Annotated in this window: 17 protein-coding genes, 1 other RNA gene and 1 pseudogene; 18 read left to right on the forward strand and 1 reads right to left on the reverse strand. The window is 66.6% G+C overall.

What is annotated here, in order from left to right; genetic code table 11:
• Positions 1-27: 27 nt before the first annotated feature.
• The 4 genes from BV95_RS02535 (at position 28) to BV95_RS02550 (ending at position 4,098) form a co-directional block, all read left to right on the forward strand.
• Positions 28-333, forward strand: a complete 306-nt coding sequence (locus BV95_RS02535; RefSeq protein ID WP_037446954.1) for an Hpt domain-containing protein — start codon at positions 28-30, stop codon at positions 331-333.
• Positions 334-404: 71 nt separating this feature from the next.
• A complete protein-coding gene (locus tag BV95_RS02540; RefSeq protein ID WP_037446957.1) occupies positions 405-1,571 on the forward strand; it encodes a hypothetical protein in 1,167 nt (388 codons plus the stop codon).
• A 47-nt stretch (positions 1,572-1,618) separates the two neighbouring features.
• Entirely contained in the window at positions 1,619-2,716 is a 1,098-nt protein-coding gene (locus tag BV95_RS02545; RefSeq protein WP_081873252.1) for a DUF2336 domain-containing protein, read from the forward strand.
• A complete protein-coding gene (locus BV95_RS02550) occupies positions 2,716-4,098 on the forward strand; it encodes a sensor histidine kinase (RefSeq protein ID WP_037446960.1) in 1,383 nt (460 codons plus the stop codon). Before BV95_RS02545 ends, BV95_RS02550 begins: the two co-directional genes overlap by 1 nt.
• A gap of 151 nt (positions 4,099-4,249) precedes the next feature.
• Here BV95_RS02550 and BV95_RS02555 read toward each other — a convergent pair whose 3' ends face one another.
• Positions 4,250-5,002 carry an NRDE family protein gene (locus tag BV95_RS02555; RefSeq protein WP_037446962.1) on the reverse strand — a complete coding sequence of 251 codons (753 nt, stop codon included), beginning with the start codon at positions 5,000-5,002 and terminating at the stop codon, positions 4,250-4,252.
• Between the two features lie 23 nt (positions 5,003-5,025).
• Here BV95_RS02555 and ssrA point away from each other — a divergent pair.
• The 14 genes and pseudogenes from ssrA to BV95_RS02620 form a co-directional block, all read left to right on the forward strand.
• Positions 5,026-5,371, forward strand: a transfer-messenger RNA (tmRNA) gene (gene ssrA / locus BV95_RS22920).
• 433 nt (positions 5,372-5,804) lie between these two features.
• Positions 5,805-6,608 carry a type II secretion system protein N gene (locus BV95_RS02560; protein ID WP_037446966.1) on the forward strand — a complete coding sequence of 268 codons (804 nt, stop codon included), beginning with the start codon at positions 5,805-5,807 and terminating at the stop codon, positions 6,606-6,608.
• On the forward strand, positions 6,605-8,764 hold the full coding sequence (gene gspD / locus BV95_RS02565; RefSeq protein ID WP_037446969.1) for a type II secretion system secretin GspD: 2,160 nt from the start codon (positions 6,605-6,607) through the stop codon (positions 8,762-8,764). The genes BV95_RS02560 and gspD overlap by 4 nt, the downstream gene beginning before the upstream one ends.
• Positions 8,765-8,869: 105 nt before the next feature.
• Positions 8,870-10,414 (forward strand): type II secretion system ATPase GspE, encoded by a 1,545-nt coding sequence (gene gspE / locus BV95_RS02570; protein ID WP_276525115.1) that lies wholly within the window; start codon positions 8,870-8,872, stop codon positions 10,412-10,414.
• Positions 10,407-11,624 (forward strand): type II secretion system inner membrane protein GspF, encoded by a 1,218-nt coding sequence (gspF, locus tag BV95_RS02575; protein ID WP_037446972.1) that lies wholly within the window; start codon positions 10,407-10,409, stop codon positions 11,622-11,624. Before gspE ends, gspF begins: the two co-directional genes overlap by 8 nt.
• A gap of 94 nt (positions 11,625-11,718) precedes the next feature.
• Positions 11,719-12,210: a type II secretion system major pseudopilin GspG gene (gspG, locus tag BV95_RS02580; protein ID WP_037446975.1), complete on the forward strand. Its 492-nt coding sequence runs from the start codon at positions 11,719-11,721 to the stop codon at positions 12,208-12,210.
• Between the two features lie 16 nt (positions 12,211-12,226).
• On the forward strand, positions 12,227-12,706 hold the full coding sequence (locus BV95_RS02585; protein ID WP_255265396.1) for a GspH/FimT family pseudopilin: 480 nt from the start codon (positions 12,227-12,229) through the stop codon (positions 12,704-12,706).
• A 55-nt stretch (positions 12,707-12,761) separates the two neighbouring features.
• Positions 12,762-13,127 (forward strand): type II secretion system minor pseudopilin GspI, encoded by a 366-nt coding sequence (gene gspI, locus BV95_RS02590; protein WP_156028537.1) that lies wholly within the window; start codon positions 12,762-12,764, stop codon positions 13,125-13,127.
• Positions 13,124-13,747 carry a type II secretion system minor pseudopilin GspJ gene (gspJ, locus tag BV95_RS02595; protein ID WP_037446978.1) on the forward strand — a complete coding sequence of 208 codons (624 nt, stop codon included), beginning with the start codon at positions 13,124-13,126 and terminating at the stop codon, positions 13,745-13,747. The genes gspI and gspJ overlap by 4 nt, the downstream gene beginning before the upstream one ends.
• Positions 13,740-14,729, forward strand: a complete 990-nt coding sequence (gene gspK, locus BV95_RS02600; protein ID WP_037446981.1) for a type II secretion system minor pseudopilin GspK — start codon at positions 13,740-13,742, stop codon at positions 14,727-14,729. Before gspJ ends, gspK begins: the two co-directional genes overlap by 8 nt.
• Positions 14,726-15,838 (forward strand): type II secretion system protein GspL, encoded by a 1,113-nt coding sequence (gene gspL, locus BV95_RS02605; RefSeq protein WP_037446984.1) that lies wholly within the window; start codon positions 14,726-14,728, stop codon positions 15,836-15,838. Before gspK ends, gspL begins: the two co-directional genes overlap by 4 nt.
• Entirely contained in the window at positions 15,835-16,317 is a 483-nt protein-coding gene (gene gspM / locus BV95_RS02610) for a type II secretion system protein GspM (protein ID WP_037446987.1), read from the forward strand. Before gspL ends, gspM begins: the two co-directional genes overlap by 4 nt.
• Positions 16,314-17,036, forward strand: a complete 723-nt coding sequence (gspN, locus tag BV95_RS02615) for a type II secretion system protein N (RefSeq protein ID WP_037446988.1) — start codon at positions 16,314-16,316, stop codon at positions 17,034-17,036. Before gspM ends, gspN begins: the two co-directional genes overlap by 4 nt.
• Positions 17,033-17,611: pseudogene (locus tag BV95_RS02620) on the forward strand (prepilin peptidase); the annotation flags it as partial. The gene gspN and the pseudogene BV95_RS02620, both read left to right, overlap by 4 nt.
• Positions 17,612-17,742: the final 131 nt, after the last annotated feature.

Consider the following 17,742-nt stretch of genomic DNA (forward strand, 5'->3'; position numbering starts at 1 on the left):
AACGCAAGCCAGATAGCGTTCGACCCCATGTCCTATGATCCAGGCGCCCTGAATGCGGCTCTCGCCGCTGCTGTCGGTGAAGACAGATTGTTGATTGAGGATCTGCGCGCCGCTTTCATGGAAAGTGCGGAGCGGCAGGTCGATCTGCTTGGGCGCGCCCGCTGCGACGCCAATTGGCAACTTGCCGCCTGGCGGTTGAAGGGGCTGGCGGCGAGTTTCGGCCTCACCAGCCTGATGGCGATGGCGGACGAAGCGGCGGACGCCGCGCCCGGCGACCCGCGCATCCTGCGGCGGTTGCGGGCGATGCTCGACGATCTGACATTGGGCGCGTGACGCTGCTTGCGTGATCGCCGCCGCCTTGCGACAAGGTGGGTCGAACAATAATCGGGTCGGTTTCATCACGCATGACTTTCGCGGCTATTCTCAGCGCCAACCGGGCGAGCGGCGATTCCGCCGGATCGCTGCGCGCCAGCCTGCATTTCGCCGGGCAGACGCTGGTGGAATATCAGGCGCGGCAGGCTGTGCGCGCCGGGGCGGATCGCGTCATGATCCTTGTCGGCACCATCACCCCGGCCCTGTCGCAGGCGGTCGACCGCCTGTCGGCGGACGGCATCGCCGTCGCGCTGGTCCGCGACATGCTGTCCATGGTGCGCGACGCGCCCCGTGACGCCGATACGCTGCTGGTGGCCGACGGGGCGATCATCGGGCAGGGCTATTTCGACGCGATGGCGGGGCAGGAGGGCGACGCCCTGCTGGTGACGGACGACAGCCGCGCCAGCGCGCCGTTCGAACGGATCGACGCCGGTCAGCGCTGGGCGGGGATGGCGCGGGTCGGCCCCGACCTGCTGTTCAATACGCTGGACATGATCGGCGACTGGGATCTGGCGCTGACCTTGGTGCGCGCGGCGGTGCAGGCGGGCGCGCGGCGCGTCACCGTGCCGCAGGACGACCTGATGGAAGGCCGCGTCGCGCTGGTAGAAACGCAGGAGCAGGCCGATCTGGCGGCGCAGGCCGTGCTGTCCCATGGCCCCCGGCAACGGCGGGTGCGCGGCGCGGCGGAACATTATCTGCTGGGTCCGGCGGCGCGGCTGATCAGCCCGGCGCTGATGCGCATGCAGGTTCCCGCCATGCAGGTGCGGATCGCCGCCATGGCGCTGGGCGCAATCGCGCTGGTGCCGATAGAACTGCTCTGGACCGGCGCGGGCTTTTGCCTGTTGCTCTTGTCGCTGCTGATGGCGGAAACCGCCGACCGGTTGGACGAAATGGCGTTGCGGCCGTTGCCCGTGGGATGGCTGGCCTTCGTCGCCCCGGCCTTTGCGGTGGGCGGGATAGCCCTGGCGGGGGGAGGATCGACGCCCGCTTATCTGGCGTTGATGCTGGCGATCATCCAGTTGGCGGACCGCTGGAACAAGGTGGGGAGCGCCCGGCCATGGGCGATCTTCACCCCCGCCAGCGCGCTGGTGCCGTTGCTGGCGGCCTCGCTAGCGGGGGCGCTGGCGCCGATGATCGAACTGGCGATGCTGTGCGCCATCGCGTCCGCCGGAACGATGATCCTGTCGCGCCGGATTTGAGCGATTTTGCGCATTACGGTTTAGTGCATTTTAACGACGTGCCTTTTATGTTGGCCGATATGAGCGCCTTTTCGCCCCTGATCGGACCGACCCAGGCGGATAGCTGGCCGATGGCGCGAGTCATGGCGGGCATGTCCGCCGTCCCCGTCGGTCATGCCATTGATCTGGCTTTCTTCTTTCCCGATGAGGATCAGGAACGGCACGACGCGCTGGTGGCGGAAACCCGGCGCCATCTGGGCGGATGCCTGACCGCTATAGAGATCGGATTGCGGCTGGGGCTGGAGGAGACGCCGGAAATCGCGGCGGCTCTGGCGCAATGGCCTCACCCGGTCTGCTGGCCGACATTGTGTGCGCAGCCGACTTTGCTGGGTCCGGCCCTGCTCGCCCATATGCGGATGCGGGGCGGGATCAGCCTGATGCTGCGCCAATTTGGCGGGCCTGACGGCAATCCCGGCGGCGAATCGGAGGCGGAATCGCTGTTCCCGGCCGACGATCCAGCCCTGGGGAACGCGCTGGCCGCCCTGATGCTGGCGGAGGGACGATGGCTGCTGACCGGGGCGGACGACCAGCCCATGCTGCCCGACCTGCCCGCCCACTTTTTTTCCGAACTGCTCTGGACGGCCGCGGCCAGCCTGGCGGCGATCGTCCAGCGCAGCGGCCTGATCGAACCCGATGCGGTGGTGCCCCTGGTGGAGGCGGCGGCTGAGCGGTTGCTGATGCGGCATGATGAAGCCGCTGGCCCGATTGCGGCCGCCGACCGGCTGGTGCGGCAGTTGGGCGAGCGCGCCGACGCGCCGGAATTGATGGGCGCCGCCCTGGGGCAGAGGCGATTCCTGCTGTTCGCCGCGCTCGCCGGGCGGCGGTTGCGGATGGAAAGCGGGCAGGCCGCCGACATATTGGTGACGGGACCGATGGCGCATGTCGCGGCGCTCTGCCGCGCCCTTGGCGGATCGGATGCGGATTACCGGCACCTGCTGCTGGCCCTGCGGCCGGTGCGGCCGTCGCTGTCCGATTCGGCCATCGTCGGGGAGGCGATGCGCTATCAGGAACTGACCGTGGCGCAGGCCGATGCGGTCGTGAACGCCCTGCGCGCCCCGGCGGCGCTGCGGGCCAGGCTGGATCATCTGCGGCGGATCGGCGGCTGATGCACATGCCGGCGCATCCCGCCATCATCCGGGCGACGGTCGCCGCGGACGGCCGGTTGCTGAGCGCGGACGCGCCCTTGCTTGCCTTGCAGCAGGAGGCGGGCGGCGATCTGGGAAGCGTGCTGGCGATCCCGCAACTGGCGGCGATGGCGCGGCTGGCCGGACATTTGGGGATCGTGCTGTCCCGCCCCGTCGTCGCGGCGGCGGAGCGCGGGGACATCGACATGTGGGTGCGCGCCAGGCGGGAAGCGGACCTGATCCATATCGCCGTCATCGATTGGCATGAACGCCCGCCGGCCATCGCGCCGGTCGACCCGGCGCGGCGGGAAAGCGACATCGCCGCCCTGTCGGACGGCTGGACGTGGCAGATCGACACGCAATTGCGGTTCCAGATGGTGCTGGAGGGCTTTGGCGGCGAAGGCGCGTTGCCTCCGGCCCCGCCCGTGCCGGGCAGCAGCTTCACCAGCTATTTCGAATTGCGGCCGGACGCGGACGGCGATCTGGCGATCCTGCGCGGCTTCGCCCAGCGGCGCGCCTTTCGCGATCAAGTCGCGGTGCTGGCCAGCGATCCGGACCGGCGTTTCACGCTGGCAGGCTTCCCGATGTTCGACCTGACCGGGCAGTTGGTGGGCTATCGGGGCAAGGCGCTGCCGATGGACCAGGCGGTGACGGCCCCGCTCGCCGCGCCGGAACCGGCGCTCTTCTATCCCGCCGAATTCGGCAAGAGGCTGGACCGCTCGCTGCGCCAGCCGCTGGGTCGCATCATCGCCAATGCGGACTCGATCGGCGCGCAATTGGAAGGGCCGCTGCGGCCCGACTATGTCGGCTATGCCCATGACATCGCATCGGCGGGGCGGCATCTGATGGCGCTGGTGGACGACCTCGCCGATCTGCAGGCCATCGACCGGCCGGATTTCAGCGTGGTCGCCGAGGAGCTGGACCTGGCCGACATAGGGCGGCGGGCGGCTGGGCTGTTCATGGTCAAGGCGATGGATCGCGGGATGAGCGTGACGGCTCCCCCGACGGCGGAGAAGGCGCCCGCGATTGGGGAATTCCGCCGGGTCTTGCAGATATTGATGAATCTGGTCGGCAATGCGGTCCGCTACGCGCCCGAGGGATCGACCGTGCGGATCGAGACGGGGCGGGACGCCGAACAGGCCTGGATCGCGGTGCTGGACCAGGGCGACGGCGTTCCGGTCGAAAATCGCGAGCGCATCTTCGACAAGTTCGAACGATTGGGTCGCGGCGACGCCGGAGGCAGTGGTCTTGGCCTCTATATTTCGCGGCGTCTGGCTCTGGCGATGGGCGGAGAAATCCGCATCGACGACGCGCCCGAAGGGGGCGCGCGGTTCACGCTATTGCTTCCGGCCCTGGAGGGATAGGGAGGCGGAAATGCCAGCGAGAGTTATAATATATAACGTGCTCCTGAAGGCAGGAGCCCAGTTGCACCCTCAATATATAACAGAACCGCCTGAACTAGGCTCCTGCCTTCGCAGTAGCACGCTGCCCTTAACGACGGCCGCCAGTCATCCATCATTCCCCCACCATCGGCCATGCGAAGGCAACGCTGCTCTCCCCCGTTTGCACGCCCTCCGCGTCGAAGCGGCGTTCGCTGATCCTGCCATGGCCCTGCGCATCGACGGCGATGATCGTGCTGCATCGCGTGCCGTAGACCGGATTGCGGATGAATATGGGGGATATCAATGCTTCGGCCGGAACATCGGAGGGCGCGTCGGGCGCGATCCCGGCGTGAGGCAGGCTTTCCGAACGCAGCGCGTCGAAGAGGGCAAGGGGAGCGGCCGCTCCGGCGACCAGCCAGTCCAGCAGGGCGGATTTGAGCGCCAATGTCTTGGGCCATGGCGCATCCAGCGCCCCGTTGGAAAGACCGTAGAGACCGGGAGTGAGGTCCGTGCGCAGCGGCGCGGGACGATTGGTGAGGAAACGGGCCTGCCCACCTTCGATCGATATCAGGTTGAACGGGTTGAAATCGTTCAACTTCGCGACTTCACGACCCGCCAGCAGGTCCGTCACCAGCGCCCCGCGGGATGCGCGGTCGGGCCGGGGGTCGCCATAGCCGCGCAAATTGGTGACGATGGCGGCGCGCCCCTGATCCGACACGCCCAGCCAGGTTCCGCCCGACAGCAGGTCGCGGCCCGCGATCAGGTGGCCCGGCTCCTCCCAGCGGGCGAGCGGCGCGGCGGGGCGGGCATGTAGTTCGTCGCGGTTGCCGATCAGGATCAGCCGCCAGCGCGGATGCGCGTTCCACGCCATTGCCATGATGCACATGCCGTTTTTCTCCTATTCCGGGACGGCTTGATAAACGGTCCCGGCCTCTCCATATAAGCCCCTGCCGGGTTCGCCCGGCTATGGTGATAAATCGTGTCGTGCAATAGGCACAGCGGACCCGGGGGCGGTACCCGGCGGCTCCACCACATATCCCCTGTTTCGGGGGGTGTCTGACGGGGCCGAACTAGGATCGACGTGTGTTGAAAAGCGGTGCCTTCACCCGGCCTGAGTAAGCCGTAAAAATGTTCAAAACTCACAAGTGCCAACGATAACGAGGCTCTTGCTCTTGCTGCGTAATTGATGGCCTCACGGCCGGACATTACTCAAAAAGAACGCGGTTGAACCCACCGGGCAACAGAAGGGAATTCAGCGGCCGCCGGAGGGGCCGGGCAACAGAACCCTCCGGACCTATAGGCCATGCGTTGAAAATGACATGGCGAAAGCCCTGGGTGCAGGGAGAGGGGGCGTCATCCTGAAAGGGTGGCGCCCCTGCTTTGTTTGATGAGATGGTTTCGGGGCCGATGTTCCCGGTCGCGTGAAATGCAAGCACCGTCGTTTCCGCCGTTGCGAATGTCATCAAAGCGTCACAATAGTGTCATCCGATAGTAAGGCCAGTTTCCTAGGACCAATCGACATTCAGCCCATGGCGGCCTGCAAATGGCACTTTTCCGTGCTTCCGGTGCTCACGTACTTTAAGTATGCTGCGCTCCGGGTCACGAAAAACTACCATTTTCGGCTCGCCCTGAACTAAATGTCGATCGGTCCTAGCAGGCGCCGGTATCAAGGGGGATCAACGAAGCGCATGCGCGTGCCTTTCGGCGATAATATCCGAACCATGAGCGGGCGGCTGCGGCCCGTCGACTGGTTATCGGTGGCCGAAAAGCTGCTGCTGGGCATTTTGGCGCTGCAATGCGCGGCGCTGGTCTGGGCGGTGCTGACCCCCGTCGGCAGCTTTGGCCCCTGGGAAGGGCGTCAGGCGCGAATCCTGTCCGTAGCCGAGCGTCAGGCGCTGTTTTCCCGCTTCGATCCCTTTTATCGCGGCGGGCCGCAACAGGCGGGCGGGGGCGTGGTGACTTCCCTAGCGCTGACGGTCTACGGAATCAGGCTGAACGAAGGGTCGGGTGAGGGCTCGGCTATCGTCGCCGGGCCGGACGGCGTCCAGAACAGCTTCGCCGTGGGGGAGGAGATCATGCCCGGCGTGATGCTGAAAGCCGTGGCCTTCGACCATATCACCATCGATCGCGGCGGGTCGGAGGAGCAGGTCTTCCTCGACCAGTCGCAGCCCGCGCCTACCGCCGCGCCCCTGCCGCCGGTGGCGGGCATGGACAATCCCACCGCCGATATGGTCAGGCGCGACATCGGTTTCACCCCCCGAATGCAGAATGGGCGCGTCACCGGCCTGATCCTGACCCCCAGGGGACCGGGGTTCCAGCAGGCCGGTTTCCTGCCCGGCGACATCGTCACGCAGATTGACGGCCAACCCGTCGGATCGGTGAGCGATCTTCAGACGCTGCAAGGCAAGATCATGCCCGGCGCGCACATTTCCCTGACCGTAGAGCGCGGCGCTGCCGCTTCCCCGGTCAATCTGACACTGCAAGGCCAATGACCAGAAAATCGTTCCTTTCCGCCGCCATGGCTCTCGCTCTGGCGGCTCCCATCGCATCGCCGGTCATGGCGCAACAGACGCTGAACGTGCGCGACGCCGATATCCGGGCCTTCATCCAGGATGCGGCGCGGGTGACGGGGCGGACCTTCATCATCGACAATCGCGTGGCCGGGAAAGTGTCGGTCGTGACGGATCGGCCGCTATCCCGCTCGGAATATTTCGAGATTTTCCTGTCGACCCTGCGGGCGAATGGGCTGGTGGCGGTGCCAGCGCCGGGCGGGGCCTATCGCATACAGCCTGCCGACGGCGCGGCGGGCCAGCCCAGCAGCGTCGGTCGCGCAGCCAATCGCAACCAGTTCGTGACGGAGGTGTTCCGCCTGCGTTCCATCGACGCGGCGAGCGCGCTGGAGACATTGCGACCGTTGGTCAGCAAGGACGGTTCCGTGACGGCGAACCGCGCCGGGAACAGCGTGGTCGTGGCGGACTATGCTGACAATATCGGCCGCATCCGGCAAGTGATCGCGCGGATCGACCGGGACACGGCCTCGACCACGACCGTCCTGCTGAAAAATGCCGGAGCGCGGGAGATCGCGACGTCCCTGCAAGCTTTGGTGACGACCGGCGGGGAGGGCGCGGCCAAGCCCGCGACCATCGTCCCGGTCGACAGCAGCAATGCCGTGGCGATCCGGGGCGATGCCGGGACGGTGGCGCGGCTGGCGCAGATGGCGCGGGAACTGGACCGGCAGGCGGCGAGCGGTACGGAAATCCGCGTCTATTGGCTGGAACATGCCGACGCGGAAAAGCTGCTGCCGGTGTTGCAGCAATTGGTGGGGCAGGCGGCCGGTTCGGCCGTGACGGCCTCCACCCCGGCGGCTGGAGCCGCGCCCCCTGCGGTGCCCGTCGCGGCTCCGGGCGGCAACGGCATTTCTTCGCGGGGACCGGCCATCGTCACCCGCTATGAAGGCGCCAATGCGATCATCGTCGCCGCCAACAGCGACGTGCAGCGCATGCTGGGCGAAACGGTCCGCCAACTCGACACGCGCCGCGAACAGGTGCTGGTGGAGGCGATCATCGTCGAGATCAGCGACGCCGCCGCCAAGAAGCTGGGCGTGCAGTTCCTGATCGGCAGCACCAAGACGGGCTTCGCGGCGACCAACTATTCAAATGCCTCGCCCAACATATTGACGCTGGCGGGTGCGATTGCCGCCGACCGGCTGGGCGAGACGACGACGACCGTGGTGGCCCCGGACGGCACCCGGACGGAGACGAGAACGCGGGAAAATGGCGACCTTGCCAACACGCTGCAACAGGCGGCGGTCGACAGCATCATGAACGCGACCGGCGGTTTTGGCGGGGTGGCGACCTCGCTTGGCCGGAACGGCGTGTTCGGCGCGATCATCAACGCCGTCAAATCCGATACGGACAGCAATATCCTCTCAACGCCGTCGGTCATGACGCTGGATAATCAGAAGGCATCGATCCTGGTGGGCCAGCAGGTGCCGATCACCACGGGCGAAGCGCTCAGCCAGAATTTCGACAACCAGTTCCGCACCGTCCAGCGGCAGGATGTCGGCATCAAGCTGGAGGTAAAGCCCCAGATCAACACCGGCGGCGCGATCAAACTGTTCCTGAAGCAGGAAGTGTCCAGCGTCGCCGGGCCGGTCAGCAACAGCAACACCGACCTCATCATCAACAAGCGCGAGATTGAGACGACGGTAACGGTCGACGATGGCGAGATATTGGCGCTGGGCGGCCTGCTGGACGATAATGAGCGCAAGACGATCGAGCGCATTCCGCTGCTGTCCGACATTCCGGGCATCGGCGAATTGTTCAAGTCGCGCAGCAAGAGCCGGACCAAGACCAACCTCATGGTCTTCATCCGCCCGACGATCCTGCGGTCGAAGGAGGATGCGCAGAAGCTGACGCAGCAGCGCTACGGCTATATTCGCGGCATGCAGTTGCAGCGCAATCCGGATCAGGAACCCGGCATCGACGAACTGGTGCGCGACTATATGGGCGCGACCCCGCCCGCCGCCGCTCCGCAACCGGGCGACGCCGTGGTGCAACCGCCCGTAGAGATCATCGAACCGACCGCCCGCCAGTCGAGCGGGGTCGTGCGTCCCGTCGATGGGCAAGCGAATGGAGGAACGCGATAATGCATCTCTTCCGTCCGTTCGGGCTGAGCTTGTCGAAGCCCTTCACTTCTCTTCTTCTTGGAAAAAGGCGGGGCTTCGACAAGCTCAGCCCGAACGGAGGTTAGGGTGCAAGAAGCCGCTTCCGCTTCTGTCGATATTCCCCCGCATATCGCCCCCCGCGCCGTCGACATACCCTATGCTTTTGCGCGCAGACATGGCGTGGTCATGTTGCCGCTGGACGGCGAACGCCTGACCATCGCCGTCCGCGAAGGCAGCGATCCCCGCGTCCTGCTGGAGGTACGGCGGCATCTGGCGCGCAGTTTCGACGTCCGTTTCGTCGACGCGCCGCAGTTCGACCGGCATCTGTCGGACCATTATGCGATGGAGGGCAGCGCGGCGGCGATGGCTGGTTCCATCGATGTCGGCGCGGATGAACTGGACATGCTCGCCGCAGACATTCCCACGGCGGACGACTTGCTGGACAGCGCGGACGACGCGCCCGCCATCCGTCTGATCAACGGCATCATCGCGGAAGCGGCGCGGCAAGGCGTGTCGGATATCCACATCGAACCTTATGAGACGGGCCTGATCGTGCGCATGCGCGTCGACGGCGTGCTGCGCGAGACATTACGCATGCCTCCGCATGTCGCGCCCGTCGTCGTCAGCCGCATCAAGGTCATGGCCCGGCTCGACATTGCGGAACGGCGCTTGCCGCAGGACGGACGCATCGGGCTGGCGCTGGGCGGGAAATTGCTCGACGTGCGCGTCTCGACCTTGCCCAGCCGCGCTGGCGAGCGGGTGGTGCTGCGCATTCTCGACAAGGAGAATGCGGGGCTGAACCTCGACCTGCTGGGCATGGCGGGGTCGGCGGACCGGATCTTCCGGGAGGGCTTGCGGGAGCCGAACGGCATCATCCTCGTCACCGGACCCACAGGATCGGGCAAGACGACGACGCTCTATGCGGGCTTGCGGCAGTTGAACGACGGCACGCGCAATATCCTGACCGTCGAAGACCCGGTCGAATATGCGATCGATGGCGTCGGGCAAACCCAGGTGAACGCCAAGGTCGGACTGACCTTCGCGGCGGGATTGCGGGCGATCCTGCGCCAAGACCCCGATGTCGTGATGGTCGGCGAAATCCGCGACCGCGAGACCGCCGAAATCGCTGTGCAGGCATCACTTACGGGGCATCTGGTGCTGTCGACCGTGCACACAAACGATGCGGTCGGCGCGATCACCCGGATGCGCGACATGCGCGTGGAGCCGTTCCTGCTCGCCTCGACCCTCCGCGCCGTCATCGCGCAGCGCCTTGTGCGCAGGCTATGCCAGCATTGCCGCGAGCCGGTGCAGGCGGACAAGTCGGCCAGCGCGCTCCTGGGTTTCGATCCGGGCACCATCATCTACCGTGCGCGGGGGTGCGAGGAATGCAACGGCTCCGGCTATAAGGGCCGGATCGGCGTGTTCGAGGCGATCCGGGTGGACGACACCATTCGCCGCCTGATCAACGATGGCGGCGATGAATCGCTGATCGCGCGCCACGCTTTCCTGAACGCGCCCAATCTGGGCTCGGCGGCGCGGGCGCTGGTGCGCGACGGCCAGACAACGGCGGAGGAAGCCATCCGCGTGTCCCGGCGCGACGCGGCGGAGGCGGAAACCACCGCCGATGGCTGAATATGACTATATCGCCATAGACCCCGCAGGGAAGGAGCGCGCTGGACGGATCAAGGCCGATACGATGGACGATGCCCGCGCCCGGCTGGATGCGCGCAAGCTATACATCGTGCGCATCGATCCGGGAGCGGTGGAAAAGGCGCGCAAAGGAGCCGGATTATCGCTTCGCTCGCCGCGCCTGTCAGCCAAGGAACTGACGCTCTTCACGCGGCAATTGTCCACGCTGATCCAGGTCAGCCCGCTGGAGGAATCGCTGCGCACCATCGGACGCCAGAGCGAGCAACCGCATGTCCGCGCCATCGTAGCCAAGGTGCATTCGGGTGTGCTGGAGGGACGACGGCTGGCCGACGCCCTGGGCGCGGAACCGAAGAGCTTTCCTCCGCTCTACCGGGCGATGGTCTCGGCGGGCGAGAGTTCGGGCAGCCTGCCCACGATCATGGATCGGCTGTCCGACCTGATGGAACGGCAGGCAGTGATCCGCTCGAAAGTGCTGACCGCCATCGCCTATCCCAGCGTACTCGCGGCCTTTGCGGTCTGCGTGGTCGCGGCGCTGATGATCTTCGTCGTGCCCAAGGTGGTCGAACAGTTCGACACGGTCGGCCAGCAATTGCCGCTGCTGACGCGGATGGTGATGGGGATTTCTGCTTTCCTTGCGGGCTATTGGTGGCTGCTGCTGATCCTGATCGGCCTTGCGGGCTTCGGCTTCTGGCGGGCGCTGAAGATCGAGACTTTTCGCTACCGCTTCGATTCCACCCTGTTGCGCCTCCCGCTGCTGGGCCGCCTGATCCGCGACCTCCACGCAGCGCGAATGGCGCGCACCCTCTCGACCATGGTGGCAAGCCGCCTGCCTTTGATGGAGGGACTGTCGCTCACCACCCAGACCGTCCACAACCGCGTGCTGCGTCAGGCATCGGAGGAGATTGTCGAGGCCATCCGCGGCGGCGGCAGCCTGTCGGCGGCGCTGCGGCGGGCGGGCGTGTTTCCGCCGCTGCTGGTCTATCTGGCGGCAAGCGGGGAGAGCGCCGGGCGGCTCGACACCATGCTGGAACGGGCGGCGGAATATCTGGAGCGGGAATTCGACAGCTTCACCTCCACCGCGCTCGCCATGCTGGAGCCGGCGATCATCATCTTGATGGGCGGCATCGTGGCGGTCATCATCCTGTCCATCCTGCTGCCCATCCTGCAATTGCAGAGCCTTACCGGGGCTTGAAGGAGTATTTATGCATAAAATCCTTCCCCTCCGTCATTCCCGCGAAGGCGGGAATCCATCTCCCATAAGAAGCGCTAAGCGGAACGTTCAGGAGATGGATTCCCGCCTGCGCGGGAATGACGAGGTTGAGGGGGATGCCGAACACGGTTTCACGCCCGTGAGGCGTTTCGCCGAACTCGGCTTCACGCTGGTCGAACTGATGGTCGTCATCGTCATCATCGGCCTGCTGGCGACCATCGTGGCGATCAACGTCATCCCCGCGACCGACACGGCGCGGGTGGAGAAGGCCAAGGCCGACATTTCCACCATCGAACAGGCGCTGGAGCAATATCGGCTCGACAACCTCACCTATCCCTCCGCTACGGAGGGTTTGCAGGCGCTGATCAACCCGCCCGCCTCGCTCCCGCAGGCGCAGCGTTACCGGCGCGGCGGCTATATCAAGAAGCTGCCGAACGATCCCTGGGGCCGCCCCTATAGCTATACTGTGCCGGGGCGGAGGGGCGCGTTCGACATCGGTTCGCTGGGCGCGGACGGCCAGCCGGGCGGCGAGAATGAGAATGCGGACATCACCTCCAGCGAGCTTTGAGGCGAGGTGCCGTTTGGTGCGCTGGGTCCCCGCCTTCGCGGGGACGCGCTCGAGTGTCGACGAGCGCGGCTTCACGCTGATCGAACTGATGGTCGTGCTGACGATCATCGGCTTTATTTCCGCTGCCGTGGTGCTGTCGATTCCCGACCCGCGCGGGCGCGTGATAGAGGATGCCGACCGCTTCGCCGCGCGCGTTGCCGCCGCCCGCGACGAAGCGGTCGTCACCGCCCGCCCCATGGGCGTCTGGGTTTCCGCATCGGGCTACGGCTTCCAGCGCCGGGAAGGCGGCGCATGGGTGGCGATGGAGGACAAGCCCTTCGCCACCGCCAATTGGAAGGGCGGAACGTACGCGCTGGTCGGCAAGGATGGACGGCAGCAGATCGGTTTCGACGGCACGGGCCTGCCCACCGATCCCATGACGGTGACATTGGCGCGGGATGGCGAGCGGGTGTCGATCTCCGTCGATATGGCCGGAAAGGTCATGGTCGGTGGATAGGCGCGAAAAAGGCTTCAGGTCTTTGCGGCGTTCCGCCCAACAGGGCTTCAGGTCTTTGTGGGGCTCCGCCCAACAGGGCTTCACCCTCCTCGAAATGCTGGTCGCGCTGGCGGTATTCAGCCTCGCCGCGCTAGCGCTGGTACGCCTGCAAGGGGTGACTTTGCACACGGCCGCCGACCTCGACAGCAAGGCCATGGCCCAGATCGTCGCCCGCAACCTGATGGTGGAGGTGCAGACCGACCCCACGCCCCCTTCGCTCGGCAATGAAGAGGGTGACGTCGACAATGGCGGCCGCCGCTGGCACTGGTCGCGGGAGGTAAAGGCGACCGACGACAAGCGCCTGTTACAGATAAACCTGACCGTAGACGGACAAGCCGGATCGTCCCCCGTGGTACTGAGCTTCCTACGGGCCACGCCATGAGGCAGGCCCCTTCCACCCAAAGCGGCTTCACGCTGATAGAATTGCTCGTAGCCCTCACGATCTTCGCCATGCTCGCGGCGGCGGGCGTCATGCTGCTGGGCAACAGCGTGTCGGCGCAGGCGCAAATCAAGCTGCGGCTGGACGATATGGCGGCGGTTCAGCGGGCGAGCGGCGCATTGGCTGCCGATCTGGGGCAGGCCATCCCGCGCATCAGCCGCACGGAGGCCGGAACGCTGGCCCCGGCATTCTGGTCCCATCGGGAGGGGGAGAGCCTGCCCATCCTCCAGTTCGTGCGCGGCGGCTGGGACAATCTGGGCGATCTGCCGAGACCTTCGTTGCAAAAGGTCGAATATTGGGTGCGTCAGGGACGGCTGGAGCGGCGAACCTATGCCCAGGTTGACGGCGCGGCAGGCGACGATCCGGCAGCGCTGCTGGATCATGTCGAGGATATCGCGCTCCGCTTCCGCGACGCCAGAGGCGAATGGCGCGAAGAATGGACGCCGACCCAGCCCGACCTGATGCCCCGCGCCGTGGAGATGGTGGTGACGCGGACCGGCGAACCGCCCGTGACCTTGCGCTTCATGGTTGGGCCAGGCCCGGCGGAGAAGCTGGATGGCTGATCCCCGCAACCCGAACGAACGCGGCGCGGCGTTGCTGACGGTGCTGCTGCTGGTCGCGGTGATGGCGGTGGTCGCATCCAGCGCGCTGGAGCGGCTGGCGCTCGCGACCCGGATGACGGGCAATGGCGGCGCGGTCGATCAGGCGCGTGCCTATGCCGACGCGGGGGTAGAGATCGCTCGCCTCCGCATCGGCGATCTGGTGGCCGCCAATCCGGGTAAGACCACGCTCGCCGGAAACTGGATGGGCACGCCCCAGACGATTGCGGTGCCCGGCGGCGTGGCGACGGCGCGTGTCACGGACGGCGGCAACTGCTTCAACCTCAACAGCGTGGTCGCGGGCGAGAATGAGGCCGATCTGAAGGTCCGCGCCGTGGGCGTGTCGCAATTCCAGGCGCTGTTGCAGGCGCTGGGCGTCGATGCGCGACAGGCGCAGGCAGCGGCGGCATCGCTGGCCGACTGGATCGACACGGACAGCACGCCGCAGCCGGGCGGGGCGGAGGACGAAATCTATGCGCAGGCGGCGCGGCCCTACCGCACGGCGAACCGCTTCATGGTCGATCCCAGCGAATTGCGCGCCGTGCATGGCGTGACGCCCGCCATCTACGCCACGGCCCGACCCTGGGTCTGCGCGTTGCCGACGGCGGATCTGTCGCCCCTCAACATCAACACCCTGTTGCCCGATCAAGCGCCGCTGTTCGCCATGCTGATGCAGGGACAAATCAGCGTTCCCCAGGCACGGCAATTGCTGGCCCAGCGCCCCGTGGAAGGATATGGCAGCACCGTGGCCTTCTGGGCGGTCCCTGCTCTGGAGGGGCTGAGCCCGCTGGCGGAAGTGCAGCAGCAGGTCAAATTGACGACGGGATTTTACGGGGTGGAAGTGTCGGTGGATGTCGGGGGAACGCAGGTGGTCGAACGGGCGCTGATCGATGCGCGGCAAAGCCCGGCCATGCTGATCCGCCGCAACTGGGGAACCGGCGCGTGAGCGAAGGGCTGATCGTCATTCTGGCCGATGCGCCCGACGCGCAACCGTCATGGATGCGGGTTGCGAACGGCGCCATCGTGCAGACCGGCGCGGGCGCGAACTGGCTGGCGGCCTGCGGACTGACGGCGTTGCCGGACGATATGACGGTAATGTTGGTGCCCCCGGCGGCGCTGGTGGCGCTGCATTGGGCAAACCATCCCGACCTGCCCGCGCGACAGGGACGGGCAGCGGCGCGGCTGGCGGCACTGTCCGGGGGGATCGTGCCCGCAGACCAGTTCTTCGCCGCCGCCAATGAAAATGACGATCCGGCACGGCCCCATCTGGTCGCCGCCGTGTCGCGGGCCGACATGCAGCACTGGCTGCTCTGGGCGCAGCATCATGGGCTGGACCCCGACATCATCGTCCCCGCGCCCCTGCTGCTCCCGGAGCCGGAGGAAGGTTATCGCCGCGGCCTGATCGGAGGCGCGCCGGTGCTGCGCGGGCCGGACATGGCGCTGGCGGGCGATCTGGCCTTGCCGGAACTGATCGGCGATGCGCCCGTGCGGGACGTCCCGCCCGAACAGATCGATGCGCGGGCCATAGCCGCGCTGGACGCGCCGCCGCTCGACCTGCGGCAGGGCGATTTCGCGAAACGGGTCCGCCGCTCCTTCGACAAGCGGACGCTGGGCCGGATCATGCTCTGGAGCGGACTGATCCTGCTCGTCAGCCTCCTGATCGCGCTGGTGGGGCTGACCAAGCGGCATGTCGCGGCAAACGCGCTGGATGCGGAAAGCCTGACGCTGGCGCGACAAGTGGTGCCCGGCGCGACCGACCTGATGCAGGCGGAGGCGGAGATGGACCGTCAACTCGCGGCCCGTGGGGCAGGGGGCTATGCCTTCACCGCGCCGGTCGCGGGCGTGCTGAACGCGATGCAGGATGTGCCCGGCGTGTCGCTGACCGCCCTGTCCCGCGACCCGGACGGCATGGTACGGGCGACGCTGACGGCGGCGAAGATGGAGGATATCGACAGCCTGTTGCTAGCCTTGCAGGCGGCGGGCTTCACGACCACGGCGACGCCCTCGCAGCAACCCAACGGGCGGATGCTGGCGGATATCACGGTACGCTCATGATGGAACGGCTGAAAATCCTCTGGGACGAGCGCTCCCCTCGCGAGCAATGGATGCTCGGCGTGATGTTCGCGCTGCTGGCGGTGGTGATAATGTGGCTGGGCGTGCTTCGTCCGCTCGATGCGGCGCAGCACTCGGCCCGCGATGCGCTGCGCGAGGCGACGGATCGCAACGCGGCGATCCGGGCCAAGGCGAAGCTGCTGCAATTGCTGCCCCGCCCATCCACGGCCACCGACGTGCCGCTGGAGCAATTCATCAGCCAAAGCGCAGCCGAGGCCGGTCTGACGCTGGAACGGGCGCAGGTGCAGGGCACAGACCGGCTGGACATGGCCATCGCCTCAGTACGGCCGGTAGCGCTGTTTTCCTGGCTGGCGGCGCTGGAGGCGCAGGGCGTGCGGGTCGAAACGATGAGCGCCCGGCCATCGCCGACGGCGGGCAGCATATCGGTGCAGGCCGTACTGAAGCGGGGCGGCGGGCAATGACGGCCCTCTCCCTTTCGTGCCGAACGCGCATGGCCCTGATCCTGCTCTTTGCCCTGGGTTTCATCCTGTTCCTGCCGATGCGGATTGCGCTGGGCATGGCGGGGCTGGAGCGGTTGGGCGTGGCGGTGCGCGAAGTGCAGGGCACGGTATGGAGCGGCGGGATCGATCAATTGATGCTGGGAACGACCTCGCTTGGTTCGGTCCATGCGGGCCTGTCGCCCTGGTCGCTGCCGGTGGGCCGGGCACGGTTCGACATCTGGCGGCGCAACGGCGCGGCGGACGATCTCAGCGGCGCGCTGACCATCGGCCTCGGCCGGATCGGGATAGACGATGTGACGGGCGCGGTGCCGCTCGGCCGGACCTTCGCGCCCCTGCCGGTCAGCAGCGTCGCGATGGAGGATGTGTCGGCCTATTTTTCCAGCGATCGCTGCGGCCATGCCAAGGGGCGGGTGCGGGCGCAGATGGCAGGACAATTTCCCGGCCTCAATCTAAGCCAGGGCCTTTCGGGCGCAGCGATCTGCGATGGCGAAACGCTGCTGCTGCCGCTGGTGAGCCAATCCGGGCTGGAAAAGATCAACCTGCGCATCTGGCGCTCCGGCCGCTATGTGGCGGAGATGCGGGTCGAAACGGCGGACGCGACACTGGGCGAAGCGCTGGCCAAGGCGGGCTTTGCCAACGCCGGGGGCGTACATGTGCTGAAAGTCGAAGGGACGCTGTGATCCACGCCTTTCCCGCCCTGCTGGGCGGCATAGCGGGAGCCATCGCAGGGAGCTTCCTCGCCACGCTGATCCTGCGCTGGCCGCAGGGAAGAGGCGTGGCGCGGGGCCGGTCAGCCTGCGACGGCTGCGGCCGGGTTCTGGGCGCGCTCGACCTCATCCCCATGCTGAGCGCAATGGCGCAGAGCGGACGTTGCCGCACCTGCGGCGCAGCGATCGATCCGCTGCATGGACGGATCGAAGCAGGCTGCGCGATCATCGGCGCACTCGCTCTCGGCTTCGCGCCCGACCTTGGCGGCGTCGGCTGGGCCTTGCTCGGCTGGCTGCTGCTGACGCTGGCCGTGCTGGACAAGCGGCATTTCTGGCTGCCCGACGCGCTGACTTTGCCGCTGGCTTTCCTGGGCCTCACCATCGGTCTTTGGACCACCAATGCGAACATGACGGACAGGATAATCGGCGCTGTCATAGGCTATCTGGCGCTTCTGGCTGTCGCGCTCGCCTATCGCCGGTTTCGCGGACGCGAGGGCCTTGGGCTGGGCGACGCCAAGCTGCTGGGTGCGCTGGGGGCCTGGTTCGGTTGTAAGCGGTAAAAATCCCCCACATTTTCATGATTTGGCGATCTGGTAGATGGTGATCCTTGCATTTGCGAGGTGACGATGAGTGACAATGTCGAAACCAGTTTCGAAACTGAAAGGGGTGAGAGGACAGG

The sequence above is a fragment of the Sphingobium chlorophenolicum genome (assembly GCF_000722875.1).
Lineage (GTDB): Bacteria > Pseudomonadota > Alphaproteobacteria > Sphingomonadales > Sphingomonadaceae > Sphingobium > Sphingobium chlorophenolicum.

What these genes read in the sequence shown, in the direction of transcription:
- gspD (WP_037446969.1), top strand. Translation starts at nt 6,605, where the DNA reads ATGACCAGAAAATCGTTCCTTTCCGCCGCCATGGCTCTCGCTCTGGCG.
- BV95_RS02545 (WP_081873252.1), top strand. Translation starts at nt 1,619, where the DNA reads ATGTTGGCCGATATGAGCGCCTTTTCGCCCCTGATCGGACCGACCCAG.
- gspG (WP_037446975.1), top strand. Translation starts at nt 11,719, where the DNA reads ATGGATTCCCGCCTGCGCGGGAATGACGAGGTTGAGGGGGATGCCGAA.
- gspN (WP_037446988.1), top strand. Translation starts at nt 16,314, where the DNA reads ATGACGGCCCTCTCCCTTTCGTGCCGAACGCGCATGGCCCTGATCCTG.
- BV95_RS02560 (WP_037446966.1), top strand. Translation starts at nt 5,805, where the DNA reads ATGCGCGTGCCTTTCGGCGATAATATCCGAACCATGAGCGGGCGGCTG.
- BV95_RS02535 (WP_037446954.1), top strand. Translation starts at nt 28, where the DNA reads ATGTCCTATGATCCAGGCGCCCTGAATGCGGCTCTCGCCGCTGCTGTC.
- gspJ (WP_037446978.1), top strand. Translation starts at nt 13,124, where the DNA reads ATGAGGCAGGCCCCTTCCACCCAAAGCGGCTTCACGCTGATAGAATTG.
- gspM (WP_037446987.1), top strand. Translation starts at nt 15,835, where the DNA reads ATGATGGAACGGCTGAAAATCCTCTGGGACGAGCGCTCCCCTCGCGAG.
- gspF (WP_037446972.1), top strand. Translation starts at nt 10,407, where the DNA reads ATGGCTGAATATGACTATATCGCCATAGACCCCGCAGGGAAGGAGCGC.
- BV95_RS02540 (WP_037446957.1), top strand. Translation starts at nt 405, where the DNA reads ATGACTTTCGCGGCTATTCTCAGCGCCAACCGGGCGAGCGGCGATTCC.
- BV95_RS02550 (WP_037446960.1), top strand. Translation starts at nt 2,716, where the DNA reads ATGCACATGCCGGCGCATCCCGCCATCATCCGGGCGACGGTCGCCGCG.
- BV95_RS02555 (WP_037446962.1), bottom strand. Translation starts at nt 5,002, where the DNA reads ATGTGCATCATGGCAATGGCGTGGAACGCGCATCCGCGCTGGCGGCTG.
- gspK (WP_037446981.1), top strand. Translation starts at nt 13,740, where the DNA reads ATGGCTGATCCCCGCAACCCGAACGAACGCGGCGCGGCGTTGCTGACG.